The organism is Methylobacterium sp. J-118 (assembly GCF_057836565.1).
In genome coordinates, this window is the sequence record NZ_JBYQFA010000006.1 from 19,207 (window position 1) to 37,026 (window position 17,820).

Consider the following 17,820-nt stretch of genomic DNA (forward strand, 5'->3'; position numbering starts at 1 on the left):
TGGCAGTGACCGGAGATGCCCATCCGATCAAAAAGCAGTTTTCACCGAAATTTACCCTCAATAGAGGCCAGGTACCCCAAAGCGGTGATTAATTTTTCGTAAAAGGTTCGCGCAATTGTCTTTTGATAAGAGGACGGAGCGCAGTTTCCGTAGCCTGACGATAGCTTGACACTTCGTCATGCAAGACCAACGCGCGGGAGCCGGCAATGGCAACAGGAGCTCTGTGGGATCGTCTCTCCCTGGCGCTGTCCCCCGGCCCGAATGGCTACGGTTCGCCTCGACGCCGGTCACCTCCAATGCACCGCCTGTTCGACACCGGAACGATCGAGGCGGTGCGGCGTGGCCTGTGGTCCGTTGAGACCCTCAGCCGGTGCATCGTCGAGGCGAGCCCGGACTGCATCGAAGTACTCGACCCGCAGGGCAATCTCCAATTCGCCAACCTGACCGCGCTGCAGCAGCTGCGCAGCTGCGACACCGCCGAGAACGAGGGAGAACCATGGTCCCTATCCTGGCCCGAGGAGGCGCGGGCGGCCGTTTTAGTGGGGCTCGAAGCTGTACGCGAGACCGGCATCGCCCACTTCAGCCATTGGCGCCCGGGGATATCCGGAGAGGCACGCTACTGGGACGTAACCCTCTCGCGCATGCTGGACGATGACGGGGGTCCTATCGGCCTGCTTGCGGTCTCGCGGGACATCACCGCATTGGCGAAGGCTGAGGCCGATAACGACCTGCGTAGCCGTGAACTGAGCCACCGCCTGAAGAACGTCTTCGCCCTGGTCAACGGCCTCGTCACCCTCTCGGCACGCGACATCCCGGTAGTGCAGCCGTATGCACGGACGCTGCGGGATCGGTTCACCAGCCTCGGTCGGGCGCTGGAGTACCTGCACGCGTCGCCCCAGGATGAGGCTGCGCCGCGTCCGGCGCAGACCCTGCAGGCGTTACTGCGCGCCTTGCTGATGCCTTACGACGGCGTGGGCAGCGCGCATCGCCGTATCCGGTTCTTCGGCGGAGCGGATGTTCCAATCCGCGACACGGCGTTGACGAGCCTCGCGCTGATCATCCACGAACTCGCGACGAACGCGGTCAAGTATGGCGCCCTATCTGGTGATACAGGCACCGTCAGTCTGAGCTGTCGCCGCTACGACAAGAGCATCAGCCTGATCTGGTGCGAGCGTGGTGGACCGCCGATCGCGCAACCGCCGGAACATGCTGGGTTCGGCGCAACCTTGGTCCAGCGCAGCGTCGGCGGCCAGCTCGGCGGCAAGATCGCTTATCACTGGGAGCCCGAAGGCCTGCGCGTGGTGATATCTATACCGACCGATCTATTGATGCAGACGGGGGCGAACTGACGCACGCGGGCAGACCTCGTGATGCTCAGCGCTGATCCAATCCGCTTGGACAAGCACTAGGTTGTGACCATCGAAAGCAAGCACGAACTCGTGCGGCTGGATGCTGCCGACGATGTGTATGGGCTGGCGGTCGCACGCGGTCAGGTCGAGCTGCGGAACCGCGTCGCTTCGTTGATACAAACCAGCTCTCGCCGCGTCCGGTCAGGATCGGACACAGAACTGGATCAGGCTGCCCGCAAACAGACCTTCTGAACTTCCGATAAGGGTCGAAAGAAGCCTATGGGCTTTACGCGGGAAAAATATGCAGCATCGCGCCGATCACGCCGAGCGTCCCCATGCCAATCAGTGCCGCTGTGATGTACAATCGCATCCAGCTTTCACTGTTGGTAGATGAGCGGCCGTCGTCGTCAGGATCGTCAAGCCAATCTGTCACGTGGTCCTATTATATCGGGCATGTTGGGGAGCATCCCTATGTACGCTGTGCAACGAGGTAATGGCCTTGACAGCCTCCTCCGGCTTGCCTGTGGCCTTCGAGCGATCTGCTTGATCGGCTATGGCGCATTCGCTAGCGGCATGATGACGTGCATAAAGCTCGCCAGGCTAGCGCTCCGTACCGGGTGGAAGGGCTTGGCCTGAGCTTCGCAGTACCGTTTTAGATGAAGGCTCGCCTCGTGGCTGACACAGCTCACGGGAAACACCGCCAGATCCGCTTGCCCAACCAGCCCCGCCAGGAGGCAAAGGTTGTCCTCGATGCCGCCGTCGTGGTTGAGCAGCTTGCCGCCCCTGGCCTCCACAAAGCGGCGAAGATTGGCCACCTGACGCTGCCGACCGCCGACATAGAGGATGATCCGCCCGTCGAGCCGTGCTGATGCTCGGTCATCGGGGGTATCCGTGCTCGGTACATCCAGCGCCGCTTCGAGTGCAGCCAGTTCTTGTTCCACGGCTGACCGGCGAGCTATCTCCGCGGCAAGATCTGCGCTGAGGCGTTCAGCTGCACCAGACAGTACCGCAAGCCGCTCCTCCAACGCGGTCGCATGCGCGGTCTCCCGGGCGAGCCGTACCTCTAGGCCGCGCGTGGACGGTGGCTTGATGGACGTTGTCGACGGGATGGAGCGCTCGGTTTCGATCGCCCGGGTGCGCTTCCCGAGATCGTCGCGCTCGCGCATGAGCGCCATGATGCGCTCATCCCGTGCCGCGATCGCTTCATCCCGTCGGCCCAACTCCTCTTCGAGATGGCGCAGGCGGCGGATATCGGCCCGGTTCGACTGACCGACGAGGTGCGAGAGCATGTGCACCTCCCCGAAGATATCCTGCACCAGGGGCCAATCGGTCGCCGGATGGGTTATTGCCGCCCAGTAGGCGCCAGGGATCTCACCGCGTTCGAGGTAAGCCCTCCACAGGGCCCGTACCGCATCGGCCGTGCGAGCCTCATCGAAGCGCTCGATTTCCCGCTCATGCCGCCGATCTAAGGTCTTCTGCAGCAGACGAGCCCCACCATCCTTGCGGCCGGCGATCTGGACGATCTCGCCGTGCAGCCGGTGCTCGCTGATCGTCCGCGCGTCAGCCCGGCCGAGTTTGGCCAGGATCGCGCGAGCCTCGGCGTTGGTCAGACAGGTGCCGACGATCGAACAGTGCAGGTTCTCGGCAAGCTCCCAGATCCGATCGCGTGGCTTGTCAGCCGGGTCGACGGCAGGCGGCACGAATGGTGGGTGGCCGGCCGACGTGAGAGCGCGCAGGGCAGGACCGTCGAGGTAAGCATGTGGCGGCATCGGCGTCTCGGCAGGCGCTATATCCGATCAGATATAGCACTCTGTCCAAAAACAACCGGCTTGCCTAGGGGGAGGCCGTGGGCGGCTCGTCGTCCGCGTTCCGTTCAGAGGCGACGATCCGGTCGAGGAATGGGGCTGCAGCGCGATCGGCGGCACGCTCAATCGCGCGGTAGTGCGCCACGAGATCGGTTCCGAGGGCCGACAAGCGCGCGCCGCCCCCCGCCTTGCCACCGATCTGAGCCTCGACCACCGGCTGTCCGAACCCGCTGTTCATCGCCTCGATCAGCATCCACGCCCGGCGATAGGACATGCCGAGCGCCCGTCCGGCCGCGGATATCGAGCCGTGTTCGGCGATCATCTCCAAGAGCTGCACCTTGCCGGGACCGATACGGTTGCCGGGCCCGACGTCGATACGGATGCTCAGGCTTGCCATCGGACCTTCTTGAACACTCCACCCATCATCACAACGCGCCTCGCCACCGGTCGTAGCTGCGCAGGATTGAACCCTTCCCCACGCTGTATCCAAACGTATATAGCCAATCGCCGAGAGGGAGGCTCACCGAACCCTCTTCCATGCGCTCCTGGCTGAGCGGTCCTCCTTCAACGAGGTCGAGACGATGTTCCAGTGCACCGGCTACGCTGCCCAGAGCGCCGAGGCGCCGCTCGCGCCGTTCAGCTTCGAGCGTCGTGATCCGGGCGTATCCGACATCGAGATCGAGATCGTCTACTGCGGCGTCTGTCACTCGGACCTTCACACGGTGCGCGACGAGTGGGGCGGCACGCTCTACCCGTGCGTGCCCGGTCACGAGATCGTCGGTCGCGTCACTCGGGTCGGTGCCGAGGTCACGAGCTTCAAGCCGGGCGATCTGGCCGGTGTCGGCTGCATGGTCGCCTCCTGCCGCGAATGCGCCAGCTGTCGCGATGGGCTGGAGCAGTACTGCGAGCCGGGCTTCACCGGCACCTACAACGGCCCTGAGCCGCAGACCGGGGGGCACACCTTCGGCGGCTATTCGAGCCACATCGTCGTCGACAGCCACTTCGTCCTGCGCATCCCGGAAAACCTCGACCTCGCCGGTGTCGCCCCCCTGCTGTGTGCCGGCATCACCACCTACTCGCCGCTGCGTCACTGGAAGGTCGGACCGGGTCAGAAGGTGGGGATCGTCGGGCTCGGTGGCCTCGGACACATGGGCCTGAAGCTCGCCCACGCCATGGGTGCGCAGGTGACGCTGTTCACGACCTCGCCGGGTAAGGAGGCGGACGCCAAGCGCCTCGGGGCCGACGCGGTGGTGATCTCGAAGGATGCCGACGCCATGGCCGCGCTGGGCGAGAGCTTCGACTTCATCCTCGATACGGTCGCGGCCGAGCACGACATCAACGCCTACCTCGCTCTGCTCAAGCGTGACGCCACGCTGGTCCAGGTCGGGGCGCCCGAGAAGCCGCTGCCTATGCAGGTGTTCAGCGTGATCTGGCGGCGGCGCAACTTCGCCGGCTCCCTGATCGGCGGGATCGCCGAGACCCAGGAGATGCTCGATTTCTGCGCCGAGCACGGGATCACCTCTGACATCGAGATGATCCCGATCGACCAGATCGAGACCGCCTATGCCCGCATGCTCAAGAGCGACGTGAAGTACCGCTTCGTCATCGACATGGCGTCGCTTTCGAAGGCGGCCTGAGCCCTCACCTCGACGTGCCTTCACCGCAGCCCCTCAAGGACCCACACCGTATGCGCAGTCTGATCCGCACCGGCCTCGCTGCCGCCCTGCTCCTCGCCGCCGGTGCGGCGCAGGCAGCAGACACCGCAACGGTCTTCGCCGCGGCCAGCCTGAAGAATGCCTTGGACAATGCAGGGAAGGCGTTCACCGCCCAGACTGGGGTCGAGCTCAAGGCGAGCTACGCCGCATCCTCAGCCCTCGCTCGACAGATCGAGAGCGGGGCGCCCGCGGACCTGTTCGCTTCGGCCGACCTCGAATGGATGGACTACCTCGCCAAGAAGAACCTCGTCCGGCCGGAGACCCGGGTGAACCTCCTAGGCAACCGCCTCGTCTTGATCGCACCGAGCGATACCAAGGAGACCGCAGTCGCCTTCACCCCGGAAGCGTTCGCGAAGGCGCTTGGCCCGGACGGTCGGCTGGCCACCGGCGAGGTCAACTCGGTGCCGATCGGCAAGTACGCCAAGGTCGCCTTCGAGAAGCTCGGCCTCTGGGGTGGTGTCCAGCCCCGTCTCGCCCAGAGCGACAACGTGCGAGCTGCTTTGGCGTTGGTCTCGCGCGGCGAGGCGCACCTCGGCGTGGTCTACGAGAGCGATGCCCGATCGGATCCCGGCGTGAAAGTCGTGGGCGTGTTCCCTGCGGACAGCCACCCGCCGGTGGTGTACCCGTTCGCGGTCACCGTGGATGCAAAAGGCGAGGGCGCGCAGCGCTTTCTGGACTACCTCCGAAGTGCCGCGGCCAAGCCGTTCTTCGAGGCCCAGGGCTTCAGCATCGTCGACGGCGGCAAAAGGTAGTCGGCCTCTAGACGGCCAGGCAGGAAAGCGAACGTCGTGAAGATCAGCGCACGCAACATCATCAAGGGCACGGTGGTCTCGATCGATAAGGGCGCCACCACGGCGCACGTCAAGATCGAGATCACCCCCGGGCAGGTGGTCACCTCCTCCATCACCAACGAAGCCGTCGATAGCCTCAAGCTCGTGGTCGGCGGTCCGGCTTATGCCGTGATCAAGGCGTCCGACGTCATGATCGCCGTCGACTGACGATGTCGGTCTCCCGCGCCATCCTCGTCGCCGGACTGATCACCGTCTCGGTCAATGCGGCCACGGCTGAGGATGCCCCGGCCTGCGCGAGCTTCGCATGGTCGATGGCGCGGGAGCGGACCGCCTTCGCTTCGCCGAACCTGCCCACTCTGGCATCCGGTTCGGCTCTGCCGAGCGATGCTGGCGCGGCGCAGCTGACGCTGAAGCCTGCTGCGGAGATCGAGCTACCTGTCCCGTCCGAGAGGACGATGAAGCCCGACACGTTCGCGGGCTTCGTGACGGCTACGGTGCCGGCTGCGGGCACTTATCAGGTGACGCTCTCGGACGATGCTTGGGTCGACGTCAGCCAGGACGGTCGCTCGACCCTCAAGCCCACGGCCATCAGCGGTAAGGCAGGCTGCCCGGACGTGCGCAAGAGCGTGCGTTTCGCTCTCGATGCCGGCTCGGTGACGATCGAGATCAGCCGAGCCCCTGGCCCTCAGATCAAACTCGACCTCCTCAAAGCCGAGTAGCTCTGCGCTGGCGCAACAAACCCTTCACGGCTCGCTGATCGGTCCGAGTTCGTGGCGGGCGAGGATCGCCTGGCCTTTCTCGGAGACGAGGAACAGCGCGAGTTGCATCGCGTCCGGATTGTCGGTCAGCAGCGCCATGCCGTAGGTCGCCGGCACGGATAAGTTCGGCGGCAGCTGGATTAAGCTGAGGCCAGGGGCCTCCTTCATCGTGCCGCCCTGGCCGCTGCAATAGTACAGCAGGGCGTCGGCGTTGTTGCCGAGGAACACCGTCGCGCCGGGGCTGCGCCCGGCCATCGGCACCATCGTGTTCGGCGAACCGAGTAGCTTCAGCGCCTTCGTGTTCAGCGTCGCTTTGGCACCGGGGTGAACGGCTTCGGCCCGGCCGAACACGGCTTGAGCGTAGTCGCCACCTGGATCAGCGCCGGGCGTCGAGGTCGCGAGTCGCAGATCGGGCTTGAGCAGGCGATCGAGGAGATTGTCGGTGGACAAGCCGAGATCGGCACGGGCAAGCACGCACAGCTTGTTGCGGGCGAACGGCACGACAGCTTTAGCCTTGCCAGCCTCCACAAGACGACGCGGTCCAGCGAGGTCGGCTGAGAGGTAGAGATCCGCCGTCTCACCGCCTTCGAGGCGCTGCCGCAGCAGCCCTGCAGGTCCGAAGGTCGGAGCGGCCACCGCTTCGACAGGCAGGCCGGTGGCAGCGATCACGTCCTTGAGCGCAGCCACGAGACTGCCGGCGGCGTAGACCCGAACCGGTTCCGCTCGTGCACCGGACACGGGAGCTAGAGCGAGGGCGCCGAGGAATGCGGCACGGCTGAGGAGGCGGGTGGAGAGCGAAAAGCGCGTGAGGGACAACAGCGGCTCCGGATGACCCAGCATCGTTATATCCAACTGGATATAGCCGACAAGCAACCAACGTCATCCCCGCAGTGAAGCCGAGCGCGTGACCGCTTGGTCAGCCCTCAGTTTCGAAATCACCCGCCTGCGGTGGGGCTATCGGCGTGAACAGGGTCCGGTCAGGCTTCAGGTCGAGGAGTGGCGTCCCATCCAGGCAGTCGAGGCCGCGCACCGTCAGGATGTTGCCCTCGATCGACACGAGCGTGACAATAGATGTGCCGATCGGGTTCGGTCGCACCGGCGAGCGCAAAGCGAAAGTGCCCCGCGTCGTGCCATCGTTGGCTGGGCTCTGACGCACGAGGTCACGTCGGGACGCATTGAGCCAGTACAGCACCTCGAGGGGCAGGAGCGGCAGGAATAGCCAACAGCTCGCTGGCTAGGTGGCTCACCAGAGGCCAACCGCGAAGCGTGCCGCGCGCCCGGGACATGGCCCGGGAAAGCGTTGGCTTAAGCGTGCTCTCCAATCAGCAGAAGCGCCCTGGCGTTGACTTAGCCGTGTCGAGCAGCCGACATGCCGTGTCCGGCTGGCGCGCATCTCTTGCGAGTCGTCGGTGCAGTCAGGAGAACCAACCGCCGCAGTAGGACCCTGAAAAGCCAACAGCCCCGACCCGGCAAGGTCGAGGCTGTCGAAATCGAGATGGCTGTGAGGCCGCTTTGCACCCCTCACAAGCCATGAGACGCCACCAGGCGTCAAGTCAGAACCCCGGTTCTGACAACGATACCGGCTTGTCTTGAACGGAGCGCACAGCTTGCGCCGCCGATCGTTCCTCTGTGGCCCTGTCAGAAGGGCCGAGACACGTGTTTGCAGACGAGATCCGCCGGGCGATCGAGGCGGCAACCCGAATCACCTTGCCGCAAGTGACGGCGCTGCTTTGGCGCGCCTATGGAGACGGCAGGGTCACGGAGGCCGAGGCCGAGGCGCTGTCCGGGCTGATCGAGGCGCGCACGGATGCCCCCGCAGCTCGCCGGCAACCGGCTGCGACCGTTGCCGAGACCACGGCTGCGTCCCGTGCCCGCCAGAGCAGCCCCAAAAGGCCCGGGGTCGGTTCGCGCCCACGCACAGATGCCTCAATGGAGCGCCGCCGCCGTTGGGCCGCCTCGGGTCGGCTTCCGCCAGGCATCGCAGCCCGGTTCACTCTGGCCGAGCAAGCGGTCCTCTCCCTCGTGGCGGCTGAGATTGCGCGGAGGAGGGACTGCCGACTCTCCGTGCCGAACCTAGCCGCAGTCGCCGGTGTAGCTGAGACCACAGTGCGCAACGCCATCCGCGAGGCCCGGAAGCTAGGTCTTGTAACGGTGGAGGAGCGTCAGATCAGCGGCTTCCGCAACGACACTAACATCGTGCGCATCGTCTCGCCCGAGTGGGTCGCTTGGCTGCGGCTGACGCGGACCCGAGACCCACTATCCAAACTTCGATCGTCCGCCCCAGCCTCTGCGGCTCAGAGGGGAGGGTGCAAATCTGCGAACCGCACGCCTACTGAGGTTCTAGTCCTGTCAGAATCGGGGAGAACAGAACCATCGAAATGCTGCCGGAAGGCAGCGGGCGACCTCGACCAATCCGAGCGGGCAGGAATCCGTGCGAGTGGTAGAAACGGGCGGGGCTATACGCCGATGGTCTGATACAGGCCCTCGTACCCGCCGAGATTCGCGGAGAGGCCGGCCAGGAAGGGGCGCCAGCATGCGCCCGGTGCATGGAGTCGTTCGGCATGACGGACGCCGCATCTGGCCACCAAGACGTAGCCGAGACCTTCTCTGGACCCGTCTCGCTGGCACCGGCGGGCCATGGTCCGGCCGCGGTCGAGGAACCGACCGGGGGGGCCGAGCACGGTGAGGGTCCCTGCGGGACCAGGGCCGCACGAGGAAGAGGGGCTGGGTTTCGGGCATAGCCTCGATGCCTTACCCACACCCGGGAGATATCCGGCGGAATCCTTAGGGGTATCCGGCCGGTATGAGATAGAGATGGAACCGGGGCAGCTCTGGGAACAAGAGGGCCAGCGCCGACCGCGGGCCCGTCGCGGTGCTGGCGCGTTGCGCCCTGCTGTTGCGAGGTCGAGGAGGCCGGCGGGGATCCGGGGCCCCGAGGAGGGCCCTGCGGAGCCAGGGCCGCACGAGGAAGAGGGCAAGGCGCCCGTCCTAACCCTCCGGCTCGATCACGCTCAGGAGCCCCGCCGCGTGCGCGAGAATGGCCTCAGGATCGGCGCCGACCGTTGCGGCCTCCCGGAGGAAGGCCCGGAGCTGTGCGGGCTTGCTGCGCTTCCCGGAGGGCACCGGCGGCGTCGAGAGTGAGGAGGCATTCGACGACACGGGCGGCAGGGGTGAGCCCTGCCCGGTTGCTCGGCCGGTTGGCCGAGGTCGGGACTGGAAAGGATCGCATCGCCGAACCTTCAATGCGCGCGGGCGCCGCGGGCGATCTTCGCAGCCTGCCATGCGCCCTTGAGCACCGCCGACATGGCCTCGGCCCACGGGCACCCGAACCTCTCCTGATTGGCCCGTGCGGCCTCGACGGCAGCGGCCATGATGGCGGCGCAGTCGAACTGGCCGGCTACGACGAGGGGGCGGCGGAAACGGGCGAAGCCCTGGCACCGGGCCCGGGCCGAGATGAGGCCCGCAGGGACTTTCGCGCGATCATCCCGCAGGTCCCGGAGGGCGGCGTCCCAGGAGATCGAGCGGCGGAAGAACATCGAACCGGCCTTGCGTTTCATCCAACTTCGGATAATTTATCGCATGTCGGTCAAATGACACGTGAAAAACTCCGATGTCGGATGAAAAAACCTTAGTTGCCGAACAGTGCCGGGCCGCCCGGGCGCTTATCGGATGGTCTCGGGCCGATCTGGCGGAGCGCGCATCCGTGGCCGCCTCAACCCTCGCAGACTTCGAGGCGAACAAGCGGGAGCCCTACGCCCGGACCCTCGCGGACATACGGCGCACCCTTGAGGCCGCGGGCGTCAGCTTCATCGAGCCCGATGCCGGCGGATGGGCCGGCGTGCGGCTGCGGAAGGCCCCGACCGCATGACGGGGTATGATTTCTCCGACGATTACGCCGAGCCCCCGGAGGAGCGGCAGATCCGCCTCCTCGCCGCTGCCGTGGGGATCCTGTTGGGCGACGAGGAGGCGGACACCGCAACCCTGCAGATCCGCCTCGGGCCCCACGAGGTGCGACGGGCCGAGGAATGGGTTGAGAGCCGGGCGGAGGCGTACAGGTACGAGGCCGGCCTGAGCGCCCGAAGCGCGCGCATGAAGGATGCGACCGCGACTCTCTTGCGCATAGAGAAGGCCTGCGCCGAGCTGGCGCGCGCCTTCGACGAGGCGAGCCCGGACGCCTACAGTGTGTTGGCCGGCCAAGGCCCCGGGGGATCGAACTATCGGCACCTCGCCTGGGAGCCCCGGGGTAGCGGCTCCGCTCGCGACTTTCAGACCCTTCTCGCGATCACCGGCCGTTACCGCCTACCGATTGGCCCAGACCACGGCCCGGAGGACCGGGTCACGGACATGCTCTCCATCGGGCCCACGGCCGTACAGCCGCGCACGGTTGCCTCGGGAGGCAAGGTCTACACCGTTCCCGGGGAGCCGGTGTTTTGGTCCGAGGCCGCCGCCGCGCTCGGGATGAGTATTGGCATGCTGCGCGAGGACTTCGACGAGAGGTTTCAACAGCACGACATCGGAGGCAAGCAGGCCAAATACAGCGAACAAGTCAGAGGCGACCCTAAATGGATCCTTGCCCGAGAATGTGCGATCGTATCATATGATTTTTCAAAGTATTGGAGTGAAGATGCATTGTCCAGTGGAAGAACGGGAAAGTTTGCCCGACTGGTATTTGCCGTCTATGAATTTGCTATAGGCGAAGAGTTATGGATAAAGAACGAGCATAAAGGCAAGGGTGATGGGCTAGATGGTTTAGATAAACACGTAAGGCGAGTGATAAACATCTCGCCGCGACTTAGTGCGCTAAATCAAAAAGGAAGCAACATTTCAGAAGAGGAGCGGAAAGAGCGGGAACGGCTGCAATTGTTTTGGAACACTGGCAGGGAGCCGAAGGGCTCAGGGACCGCCAAGACGCCCAAGCCTGCGAAGGCCGCCAAGAAGATCAGGGCCAAGAAGGCCACGCACCCCGAAGCGGCCTGAGCCGCCTGCCCGGCATCCGCAGGACTGCATATCAGAAAGATATCCTAGGGGTATGCGCGAGAAACCCGCCGGGGGTCGGGATGGCCCCGGACGGGCCTCCTCAGTTCATCTAACCCGCATCCCGCGCCAGCTTCTCCGCGATGGCCTGTAGGATCCAAGTGTTACGGGGGAGCTTGACGACGCTAGCAGCTCGCGCCCGCTCCAACCGATCGAACAGGTCGCTATCGGCCGGGAACTTGAGGGGGTGCTGCGCTCCCTTCCCGCTCCTGTCCGGTGCCTCGACGGATGCAGGCTCAGGGACAGATCCGCCCCTTGCGAGGAAGTCCTCGACGGCACCGGCCGACTTCGCGACGGGTCGGGCGGGTTTCGGGCTCAGGCCCATGGTGCAATCTCCTGTCGATCTCAGTTGGATATCTTAAAGGTATCGAACAGATGCCCATACAAGGCCGTGACCTCCTCGCTGGCCTTGGGATCCTGTGGCCGCAGCTCGACCACGGACAGGCCCGAGGCCGCCGCGTTGGCATAGGCTTTCCGGGTGCCGAGGGAGGTCGGAACGAATTCCAGGCCCGGCTTGCCGCGGATTAGCTCGGCGGCCTCGGCGTTCTCCGCCCCTCGGGCGTCGGCCCGATTGATGAAGGCCAGGGCCCGGAGCGACGGGTTGACGGCGCGGGCCTCCTCGACCAGCTCGGCCACCTTGTCGAGGGTCCAGACGTCGAACGACCGGGGGGCGAAGGGCACGAGGTACACGTCGCAAATCGAGAGGGCGGCGCGTTGGCTCACTGTGTCCCGGCCGCCGGTGTCGATGATGACGTGCGAGTGTTTGGGCGCGAGGCGCTGGACGCCCGAACGGACGGCCGCGCCGGTTAGGGCGATGCAGGTATAGCCGGCGCCGCCGGGTCGGGTCGCCTCGCGCAGGTTCGTGAAGTCCGTAGAGGTCTCCTGATCGTCGGCATCGACGAGGAGGACGTCGCGGCCGGCGGCGGCCAGGAGGATTGTCAGGTTCGTGGCGACGGTCGACTTGCCCGACCCGCCCTTAGTGCCGCCAACGACGGTGATCATGCGCCCGCTCCCGATACCCGCCCCATACCGGGAAGATATCTCGCGGAAGCCGGGCTGACATCTGGTTAATATGGTCGGGAGATGGAAGGCATCGACCTCAACGACGAAGCGCCCTCCTGACGGCGGCAACCGGCAGGAGGGCCAGGGGAAGGACCGAGAGCCTAAGGAGGGCCCCGCGGGGCCGGGCCGCACGAGGGAAGGGGTTCGGGCTGGTGGGCTCTATCCGATTAGGCCGCGAGCGTCCGGGCGAATGGGGTGGCCTCGCCAGCGGGAAGGATCGAGATGGATGCCGAGGAACCACGGGGCGCCTCTAGAGCGGCGCGATCTCGTGGAAGGTCTCGGCTGTCATCCTCCCCGTCCCCGACATCCTCGTCGTCCTCGGCCGCCGCGCCGAATGAACACATGAAGTCGTAAAGGGATAGATCGCTCTCCATTGACCAGTGACACCGATCTTCGAAAGCTTCATTCAAGTGTGCTAGCTTGATAATCTCGTTGAATGCGTAGTGAGAGCTAACAAGATCGAGAACATTGAATGTTCCTAATGCAGTTTTGAGTGCAGGACCCCGCGGGGTCATTATGATAGTAGGCGCTCCCAACTCTGATGCGCCAATGTGAAAAGACGATACGGCCGTGCCTGACATTGCTTGGTAAACCTACGCCTAGGACGCCGACATTTTCTCGGCAATACGCAGGTTGGACAGGTCGCGACGCAGGTTCTCATTGCGAATGCAAAGCATTCGCTTGCAAACACTGATCCATGAGGACGTTGGGCGGGCGACTTGCCAATCCAGGCCCGCAAATCATTTGCGAACAACGAAGGCGTAGCACGACGGAATGAGCCGTCAATGGGTTTTTGGTGCCAAATATAGCGACGATTCAACCTAGGGGCGCATGTGGCGGCCCCGCCACAGGATTAGAGCGCGTCGTCGGCGTCGAGCTTCTGCACGACGTCGCGGATCCCCTCCAAGATAATTGATTGGATCGAGCGCCGATCGCGGCTCGCCAGACGCACGAGATCCGCCTGTGCCTGTGCGTCGAGGCGCACGTTGTGAGAGGCGGCCACCTCTCGCGCGCGGCGAGGCCGCCCCGGCGGTCGCTTCGGCTGTTGAGGCAACAAGGCTTCCTGCATATCCGCCTCCGGAGGTAGGGCGCCTGCATTGTCCTCGACGGGGGACGTCGCCGCCAGGGGCTTGCGTGCGCGGGGCGGGGGAGCCCCTTCGCGGCGGGCCATTTATGGTCTCCTAGCAGCTTGGCCGTTACGGGCCGAACATGCCAGCGCTTGCGCCATCTAAACCTAGGCCGTTACCGCAGGTTGTCCGGGGCGGCCACCTATGACGGGCACCGCCCGCGCGATGATCGCGCAATACCCACACGCAATGCGAGGGGCGCGACGGAGAAAGGGCCACGATGGGTAAGAAAAAGGACTTACGACGGGCGATCAAGGAGGCCGAGATGTTTCCGCTTCCTGCACCACCCCCGCCTCCACAGCCGCGTCCCGGCGACGACAAGCGTGTTCAGATCAGCATGGTCCTCACCGAAGGGGATCGGCTCCGGCTGAATATGCTTGCGTTCAAGCTCGGCACGTCGACACAGCGTCTCGGGCACCGAGCCTGGAATGCGTTCCTCGCAAGCCACGGCCAGCCCGGCCTAACGCCCGTCCTCACCGGCACAAGAGGAAGGGAGCCGGTCGAAAAGTAGGCCGCGAGGTCTAGGATCCGGAAATTCCGGTCCGCAGCCCGTACGAGCGCTAATTCCCAGGCAGAGGGGTCGGGCCGCCAGACCGGCCCCATGCGTTAGGACCTACTTCAAGAGGTGCGGTTACACGGGGCCCAGCCGATGCCCGTCCAGGGTTTCGGAACTCTCAACAGCCGCGCGCAGACCACACGAGCCCTCAAGGCCAGGCCGCCTTCGCTCTAGATTGATATGACAACGAGTCGGCACCGGAGCGGGTGCGCGATCGATGCAGTGGTGCCGCGGAAAGCCCTTCCTCATATAAGCGCCCGCCGACGAGGTGGCTTCCCGTCGTTCGGTAAGAGCCCATGTCTATGTGCCCCGGGCGAGGTGTTGGTTGCGTCGCCAACCTTTTCGCGAAGACTCCCCTTCTCGCCTGACCGAGCAATCTCTTCGGCGGTAGCCTCGCGTGCGCCAAGTTCCCGGGCGGCTCTCTCGGCGTGCTCAATCAGGCTCTTCCCGCCTGGCCCGCTTAACGCCTCGATGAGATCGGTCCTCTCCGGCGGAATGCTTCTCAGCTCGCCGCTCAACAGTCCTTTGAACGCTTCCGTGGCTGGGACGAGATGGTAAGCGTTGCCGCCCTCCTGCTCGTGCACGATTACCGCCTGATCACCGTGGACCGCACCGGTGACATAACGCACCGTCTGTGACTTCCGGGGCGGTCGGCCGCCGCGCTTGCCGTTCTCGCGCGCCGCCTCGGCCTTGCGTTCACTTTTCACCGAGCCTCCTGTGCGGCCAAGCTGCTGCGCCATCCAAGCAGCCGTGCCGAACACCCCATCGAGGAGGCCAGCGACGCCGATGTCGGCATCGAGCCGAGGGAAATGCAGGCCGAGGCCTGCCGGTGCGATTAGCACGTCGCGCAAGTCCTCATCCGCTGCACCAGCGAGACCCTGCACCTGGTCAACGGGCACAATCAGGGCGATCCCTGTCGAGAGCCGGATTGAGAGGCGGCGGCCGGTCGAGAAAAAGCGGGCGGATGACACGACGCCGCGCGCTCGCCGCGCGGCACCAGCACGGTTGGCAGCCTCGAACTCAGCCTCGCTGATTTCGTCAGTCGTCTTGGTCTGGCGCGCCAAAGTGGGCCTCCCAATCGTCACACAGGGTCGGGATCACCTCCGCCAGCTCCCTGCGGATGCGGTTCACCCGGTGAAGCGCGAAGCCATGGTTTTCTCTCAGGGTCGGCGGGCCGTCCGGACAATTGAGCACGAACACCACGACGTTCGCTCCATCCGTGACATGGACGTGTCGCGGCTCGTGATCATTCGAATAGAAGCTCACGCGTAGGCCCGGCAGATCGACCGACGTCTTCGGCATAAAACCACAAACCCAACCGCTTGGGAACGTGTGAGCGGGTACGAGGTTGCGGCGCTCGGTGCAACTGTGGCCGATGTCAGTGGGCTGGTGAACGAGCCTTGCCGATGACGCGATGCACCGACCCCTTTCCGATGCCGAGACGCGCGGCTATGGCGGCCATGCTCAGGCCCTCGGCTGCCAGGGCCTCGATTTCTACCGCCTTGGCCCTGGCGGTGGGTTTGCGGCCCTTGTAGGCGCCCTCCGCCTTCGCTTTAGAGATGCCCTCGCGCTGGCGCTCCAGCATCATCTCGCGCTCGAACTGTGCGACACCGCCGAGGACGTTGAGCATAAGCTTGCCGGTAGGGGTTAAGGTGTCGACACCGAGGCTGACGATCCGCAGGGCGACACCCTTAGCGGTGAGCGCGTCGAGGATCGTGCCGAGATGCGAAACGGACCGGGCCAGCCGGTCGAGCTTCGTCACAACGAGGGTATCGCCCTCCCGCACGAAATCGAGGGCAGCGGCGAGCTGCGGCCGGTCCTCGACCGAGGACACATGTTCCTGATACAGCCGCTCGCACCCGAGCGCATTGAGGTCTCGCACCTGCGCCTCAAGGCCGGCGCCTTGTTCCAAGGTCGAGGTGCGGGCGTAGCCGACTAGCATGGCGGGGATCCAGTCCGGTTCGTTCCAATAGGATCATAGACATAGAACGTGCGATCGTTCCAAAAGTCAACACCACTTTATCGGAACGACCGAGCAGAGCGTGACCGTTCCAGGGATCGCCGTTCCGCTAGGGCAGGCCCTATTGGACCGGCTCTGGCAATGGGTTTCGGTGTACGAGCTTGCAGCAATCGCTTTGGGAGCGGGTGCAATGGCTGTAACGGGTGGCAATCGGACCTCGACCTTTCGTCCCAAAGCGGACGTGCCACATCCAACCCAGTCTTGCCGTTAAGGCCAACACGCACTGTTACCGAGCGCTGACAAAAGAAACGGTGTTCCATTAGGGCTTGCGTAATGGAACCGCTTCGCTGGAACTTGGACTGCAAGAAAGGACGTTACCTCGGTACGCCATCCTGGCTCGTAGGTTCATCCAGTCGGCTTTGCCGAGATGCGGTTGTGGCGATACGACAATAAAAAGTGCCAGCCTGAATGCTAGCTCTTTGTTCCCCTGAGGGGACGCGACGCGAATGGCTCACTAAGCCACTAATCGCGCAGCGGCTCGGGCTTTTGCCCGTCCGGCAGGATCTCCTTGATATGCTCCCGGACCATCTCGGCCGAGAATGGCTTGCCGAGGAAGCGTGCCCCCTCCGGTAAGTCGCCGGAGCAAGGGCGAGCCTGCCCGGATGCGACGACGATCGCGATGTGCGGCCACTGGCCGGCCGTTTCCCTGGCAACGGCAAAGCCGTTGCGGGACCCAGGCATCTGTACATCGGTGAACAACAGCACGATCAGGGCGTGCTTCTCAGCCAACAGGGCCATGGCCGCGTCGCCGTCTCCGGCCTCGAAGGTGTGGAACCCCGCCTCCTCTAGGATGTCCATCGCGGTCATACGGATCAGCGCATCATCGTCCACGACGAGGGCGTAGGGCACGTGCGATACAGGCGGTTGGCTCATCTGGTGAAGGTACCCGATGCTTGAAAAAAGTTTGGGGCACCATGTTCCGGCACTGCGCCGAGACCCGTGTCGCCCAACCACGGGGCAGCGCCGACGAGGTTAGGTCGGCGCGAGGCGTCGTCGCAGCCAGCGCGTCGCCTCCTCCAGGTTCAGGAAGGTCGGAGCCCTGTTCCCCTGCAGGCGGCCGAAGCCGACCTCCAGAAACCAGCTTCCAATATGCTCGTGCTCGGGCTCGGCGAGGCGCACCAGCACCGCCACGAGCAGGCCGTTGGCGATCGCCAGCATGCCGTCGCGGTCAGGGCTGCCGGTATCGACAGCGATCGGCTGAAGCACGATCAGCGTCTCGACGTTGCCCCGCCCGGACATCGGCTAGCCCTCCTGGGCCATACCGGGCCAACTCAGGTCGCGACGATCACCCCAGCGCGTGCTACGCAAGTGCAGGTAGTTCGGTGTGAAGCGGCAGAAAGCCTTCATTCGCTCGACGTCGAGGATGGTCAGGACGCGGCGCTTGAGGTGGATCAGGCCGAGCGCGCGCAGCTCGCGCAGCGTCCGGTTCACGTGCACGTCGGACAGGCCCATCGTCTCGGCGATCTGGGTTTGCGTCAGTGGGAACGCGTAGCTGTTGTCGGTGACACGCCCGACCGCTTCCAGGCGCATGAGTAGCTCGCACAGAAGATGCGCGATGCGCTGGTCCGGAGCCCGCGCGCCCATGTTGACCAACCACTCGCGC

General features: G+C 64.8%; 23 protein-coding genes and 1 pseudogene. 10 read left to right on the forward strand and 14 right to left on the reverse strand.

The window, feature by feature from the left end; genetic code table 11:
- Nucleotides 1–296: 296 nt before the first annotated feature.
- Nucleotides 297–1,349, forward strand: a complete 1,053-nt coding sequence (locus AC3IF3_RS30115) for a PAS domain-containing protein (RefSeq protein ID WP_489231644.1) — start codon at nucleotides 297–299, stop codon at nucleotides 1,347–1,349.
- Here the strand turns inward: AC3IF3_RS30115 and AC3IF3_RS30120 are convergent.
- Nucleotides 1,323–1,493 carry a hypothetical protein gene (locus AC3IF3_RS30120; RefSeq protein WP_489220640.1) on the reverse strand — a complete coding sequence of 57 codons (171 nt, stop codon included), beginning with the start codon at nucleotides 1,491–1,493 and terminating at the stop codon, nucleotides 1,323–1,325. The genes AC3IF3_RS30115 and AC3IF3_RS30120 overlap by 27 nt on opposite strands.
- On the opposite strand from AC3IF3_RS30120, the gene AC3IF3_RS30125 reads away from it, so the two are divergent.
- Nucleotides 1,413–1,601 (forward strand): hypothetical protein, encoded by a 189-nt coding sequence (locus AC3IF3_RS30125; protein ID WP_489220642.1) that lies wholly within the window; start codon nucleotides 1,413–1,415, stop codon nucleotides 1,599–1,601. The genes AC3IF3_RS30120 and AC3IF3_RS30125 overlap by 81 nt on opposite strands.
- A gap of 299 nt (nucleotides 1,602–1,900) precedes the next feature.
- Here AC3IF3_RS30125 and AC3IF3_RS30130 read toward each other — a convergent pair whose 3' ends face one another.
- Together AC3IF3_RS30130 and AC3IF3_RS30135 are read right to left on the reverse strand one after the other, a co-directional pair.
- Nucleotides 1,901–3,118 (reverse strand): DUF2325 domain-containing protein, encoded by a 1,218-nt coding sequence (locus AC3IF3_RS30130; protein WP_489231645.1) that lies wholly within the window; start codon nucleotides 3,116–3,118, stop codon nucleotides 1,901–1,903.
- A 64-nt stretch (nucleotides 3,119–3,182) separates the two neighbouring features.
- Nucleotides 3,183–3,551, reverse strand: a complete 369-nt coding sequence (locus tag AC3IF3_RS30135) for a winged helix-turn-helix domain-containing protein (RefSeq protein WP_243941901.1) — start codon at nucleotides 3,549–3,551, stop codon at nucleotides 3,183–3,185.
- 184 nt (nucleotides 3,552–3,735) lie between these two features.
- On the opposite strand from AC3IF3_RS30135, the gene AC3IF3_RS30140 reads away from it, so the two are divergent.
- From AC3IF3_RS30140 to AC3IF3_RS30155, 4 genes are read left to right on the forward strand one after another with little or no spacing between them, the layout of a single operon-like run.
- Nucleotides 3,736–4,791, forward strand: a complete 1,056-nt coding sequence (locus AC3IF3_RS30140; protein WP_489231647.1) for an NAD(P)-dependent alcohol dehydrogenase — start codon at nucleotides 3,736–3,738, stop codon at nucleotides 4,789–4,791.
- A 50-nt stretch (nucleotides 4,792–4,841) separates the two neighbouring features.
- Nucleotides 4,842–5,621, forward strand: coding sequence for a molybdate ABC transporter substrate-binding protein (gene modA / locus AC3IF3_RS30145; protein ID WP_489231648.1), 780 nt, complete (start codon nucleotides 4,842–4,844; stop codon nucleotides 5,619–5,621).
- Between the two features lie 36 nt (nucleotides 5,622–5,657).
- Complete coding sequence (locus AC3IF3_RS30150) at nucleotides 5,658–5,867, forward strand: TOBE domain-containing protein (protein ID WP_243941896.1); 210 nt, start codon at nucleotides 5,658–5,660, stop codon at nucleotides 5,865–5,867.
- 2 nt (nucleotides 5,868–5,869) lie between these two features.
- On the forward strand, nucleotides 5,870–6,379 hold the full coding sequence (locus AC3IF3_RS30155) for a hypothetical protein (protein WP_489231650.1): 510 nt from the start codon (nucleotides 5,870–5,872) through the stop codon (nucleotides 6,377–6,379).
- Nucleotides 6,380–6,403: 24 nt separating this feature from the next.
- Here the strand turns inward: AC3IF3_RS30155 and AC3IF3_RS30160 are convergent, their stop codons facing one another.
- Both AC3IF3_RS30160 and AC3IF3_RS30165 read right to left on the reverse strand, forming a co-directional pair.
- A complete protein-coding gene (locus tag AC3IF3_RS30160; RefSeq protein ID WP_489231651.1) occupies nucleotides 6,404–7,291 on the reverse strand; it encodes a substrate-binding domain-containing protein in 888 nt (295 codons plus the stop codon).
- Between the two features lie 43 nt (nucleotides 7,292–7,334).
- Nucleotides 7,335–7,616: pseudogene (locus AC3IF3_RS30165) on the reverse strand (TrmO family methyltransferase domain-containing protein); the annotation flags it as partial.
- Between the two features lie 458 nt (nucleotides 7,617–8,074).
- Between AC3IF3_RS30165 and AC3IF3_RS30170 the strand changes: the two are divergent.
- Entirely contained in the window at nucleotides 8,075–8,893 is an 819-nt protein-coding gene (locus AC3IF3_RS30170) for a helix-turn-helix domain-containing protein (RefSeq protein WP_489231652.1), read from the forward strand.
- Nucleotides 8,894–9,657: 764 nt separating this feature from the next.
- On the opposite strand, the gene AC3IF3_RS30175 is transcribed toward AC3IF3_RS30170, so the two are convergent.
- The gene (locus tag AC3IF3_RS30175) at nucleotides 9,658–9,975 is read right to left on the reverse strand and encodes a hypothetical protein (protein WP_489231653.1); all 318 of its coding nucleotides are present in this window, start codon (nucleotides 9,973–9,975) and stop codon (nucleotides 9,658–9,660) included.
- 53 nt (nucleotides 9,976–10,028) lie between these two features.
- Here AC3IF3_RS30175 and AC3IF3_RS30180 point away from each other — a divergent pair, with 53 nt between their 5' ends.
- Nucleotides 10,029–10,286 (forward strand): helix-turn-helix domain-containing protein, encoded by a 258-nt coding sequence (locus AC3IF3_RS30180; RefSeq protein ID WP_489231655.1) that lies wholly within the window; start codon nucleotides 10,029–10,031, stop codon nucleotides 10,284–10,286.
- Nucleotides 10,283–11,395, forward strand: coding sequence for a hypothetical protein (locus AC3IF3_RS30185; protein WP_489231656.1), 1,113 nt, complete (start codon nucleotides 10,283–10,285; stop codon nucleotides 11,393–11,395). The genes AC3IF3_RS30180 and AC3IF3_RS30185 overlap by 4 nt, the downstream gene beginning before the upstream one ends.
- Before the next feature lie 402 nt (nucleotides 11,396–11,797).
- Here AC3IF3_RS30185 and AC3IF3_RS30190 read toward each other — a convergent pair whose 3' ends face one another.
- Nucleotides 11,798–12,454 (reverse strand): nucleotide-binding protein, encoded by a 657-nt coding sequence (locus tag AC3IF3_RS30190; protein ID WP_489231657.1) that lies wholly within the window; start codon nucleotides 12,452–12,454, stop codon nucleotides 11,798–11,800.
- 913 nt (nucleotides 12,455–13,367) lie between these two features.
- On the reverse strand, nucleotides 13,368–13,583 hold the full coding sequence (locus AC3IF3_RS30195) for a hypothetical protein (protein ID WP_489231658.1): 216 nt from the start codon (nucleotides 13,581–13,583) through the stop codon (nucleotides 13,368–13,370).
- A 278-nt stretch (nucleotides 13,584–13,861) separates the two neighbouring features.
- On the opposite strand from AC3IF3_RS30195, the gene AC3IF3_RS30200 reads away from it, so the two are divergent.
- Nucleotides 13,862–14,152: a hypothetical protein gene (locus AC3IF3_RS30200; protein ID WP_489231659.1), complete on the forward strand. Its 291-nt coding sequence runs from the start codon at nucleotides 13,862–13,864 to the stop codon at nucleotides 14,150–14,152.
- Between the two features lie 290 nt (nucleotides 14,153–14,442).
- On the opposite strand, the gene AC3IF3_RS30205 is transcribed toward AC3IF3_RS30200, so the two are convergent.
- The 6 genes from AC3IF3_RS30205 to AC3IF3_RS30230 form a co-directional block, all read right to left on the reverse strand.
- Nucleotides 14,443–15,261: a DUF2442 domain-containing protein gene (locus AC3IF3_RS30205; protein ID WP_489231661.1), complete on the reverse strand. Its 819-nt coding sequence runs from the start codon at nucleotides 15,259–15,261 to the stop codon at nucleotides 14,443–14,445.
- Nucleotides 15,236–15,499, reverse strand: a complete 264-nt coding sequence (locus tag AC3IF3_RS30210) for a DUF4160 domain-containing protein (RefSeq protein ID WP_489231662.1) — start codon at nucleotides 15,497–15,499, stop codon at nucleotides 15,236–15,238. The genes AC3IF3_RS30205 and AC3IF3_RS30210 overlap by 26 nt, the downstream gene beginning before the upstream one ends.
- Nucleotides 15,500–15,575: 76 nt before the next feature.
- Nucleotides 15,576–16,139: a recombinase family protein gene (locus AC3IF3_RS30215; protein ID WP_489231664.1), complete on the reverse strand. Its 564-nt coding sequence runs from the start codon at nucleotides 16,137–16,139 to the stop codon at nucleotides 15,576–15,578.
- Between the two features lie 540 nt (nucleotides 16,140–16,679).
- Entirely contained in the window at nucleotides 16,680–17,066 is a 387-nt protein-coding gene (locus tag AC3IF3_RS30220) for a response regulator (RefSeq protein ID WP_489220637.1), read from the reverse strand.
- Between the two features lie 123 nt (nucleotides 17,067–17,189).
- Complete coding sequence (locus AC3IF3_RS30225; RefSeq protein WP_489231665.1) at nucleotides 17,190–17,456, reverse strand: hypothetical protein; 267 nt, start codon at nucleotides 17,454–17,456, stop codon at nucleotides 17,190–17,192.
- 3 nt (nucleotides 17,457–17,459) lie between these two features.
- On the reverse strand, nucleotides 17,460–17,820 hold a 361-nt coding region (locus tag AC3IF3_RS30230; protein ID WP_489231669.1), incomplete at its 5' end, for a Crp/Fnr family transcriptional regulator.

Coding starts and splice junctions, on each gene's coding strand:
- AC3IF3_RS30155 (WP_489231650.1), top strand. CDS start 5,870: ATGTCGGTCTCCCGCGCCATCCTCGTCGCCGGACTGATCACCGTCTCG.
- modA (WP_489231648.1), top strand. CDS start 4,842: ATGCGCAGTCTGATCCGCACCGGCCTCGCTGCCGCCCTGCTCCTCGCC.
- AC3IF3_RS30215 (WP_489231664.1), bottom strand. CDS start 16,139: ATGCTAGTCGGCTACGCCCGCACCTCGACCTTGGAACAAGGCGCCGGC.
- AC3IF3_RS30185 (WP_489231656.1), top strand. CDS start 10,283: ATGACGGGGTATGATTTCTCCGACGATTACGCCGAGCCCCCGGAGGAG.
- AC3IF3_RS30180 (WP_489231655.1), top strand. CDS start 10,029: ATGTCGGATGAAAAAACCTTAGTTGCCGAACAGTGCCGGGCCGCCCGG.
- AC3IF3_RS30195 (WP_489231658.1), bottom strand. CDS start 13,583: ATGCAGGAAGCCTTGTTGCCTCAACAGCCGAAGCGACCGCCGGGGCGG.
- AC3IF3_RS30135 (WP_243941901.1), bottom strand. CDS start 3,551: ATGGCAAGCCTGAGCATCCGTATCGACGTCGGGCCCGGCAACCGTATC.
- AC3IF3_RS30225 (WP_489231665.1), bottom strand. CDS start 17,456: ATGTCCGGGCGGGGCAACGTCGAGACGCTGATCGTGCTTCAGCCGATC.
- AC3IF3_RS30140 (WP_489231647.1), top strand. CDS start 3,736: ATGTTCCAGTGCACCGGCTACGCTGCCCAGAGCGCCGAGGCGCCGCTC.
- AC3IF3_RS30130 (WP_489231645.1), bottom strand. CDS start 3,118: ATGCCGCCACATGCTTACCTCGACGGTCCTGCCCTGCGCGCTCTCACG.
- AC3IF3_RS30210 (WP_489231662.1), bottom strand. CDS start 15,499: ATGCCGAAGACGTCGGTCGATCTGCCGGGCCTACGCGTGAGCTTCTAT.
- AC3IF3_RS30200 (WP_489231659.1), top strand. CDS start 13,862: ATGGGTAAGAAAAAGGACTTACGACGGGCGATCAAGGAGGCCGAGATG.
- AC3IF3_RS30115 (WP_489231644.1), top strand. CDS start 297: ATGCACCGCCTGTTCGACACCGGAACGATCGAGGCGGTGCGGCGTGGC.
- AC3IF3_RS30175 (WP_489231653.1), bottom strand. CDS start 9,975: ATGAAACGCAAGGCCGGTTCGATGTTCTTCCGCCGCTCGATCTCCTGG.
- AC3IF3_RS30190 (WP_489231657.1), bottom strand. CDS start 12,454: ATGATCACCGTCGTTGGCGGCACTAAGGGCGGGTCGGGCAAGTCGACC.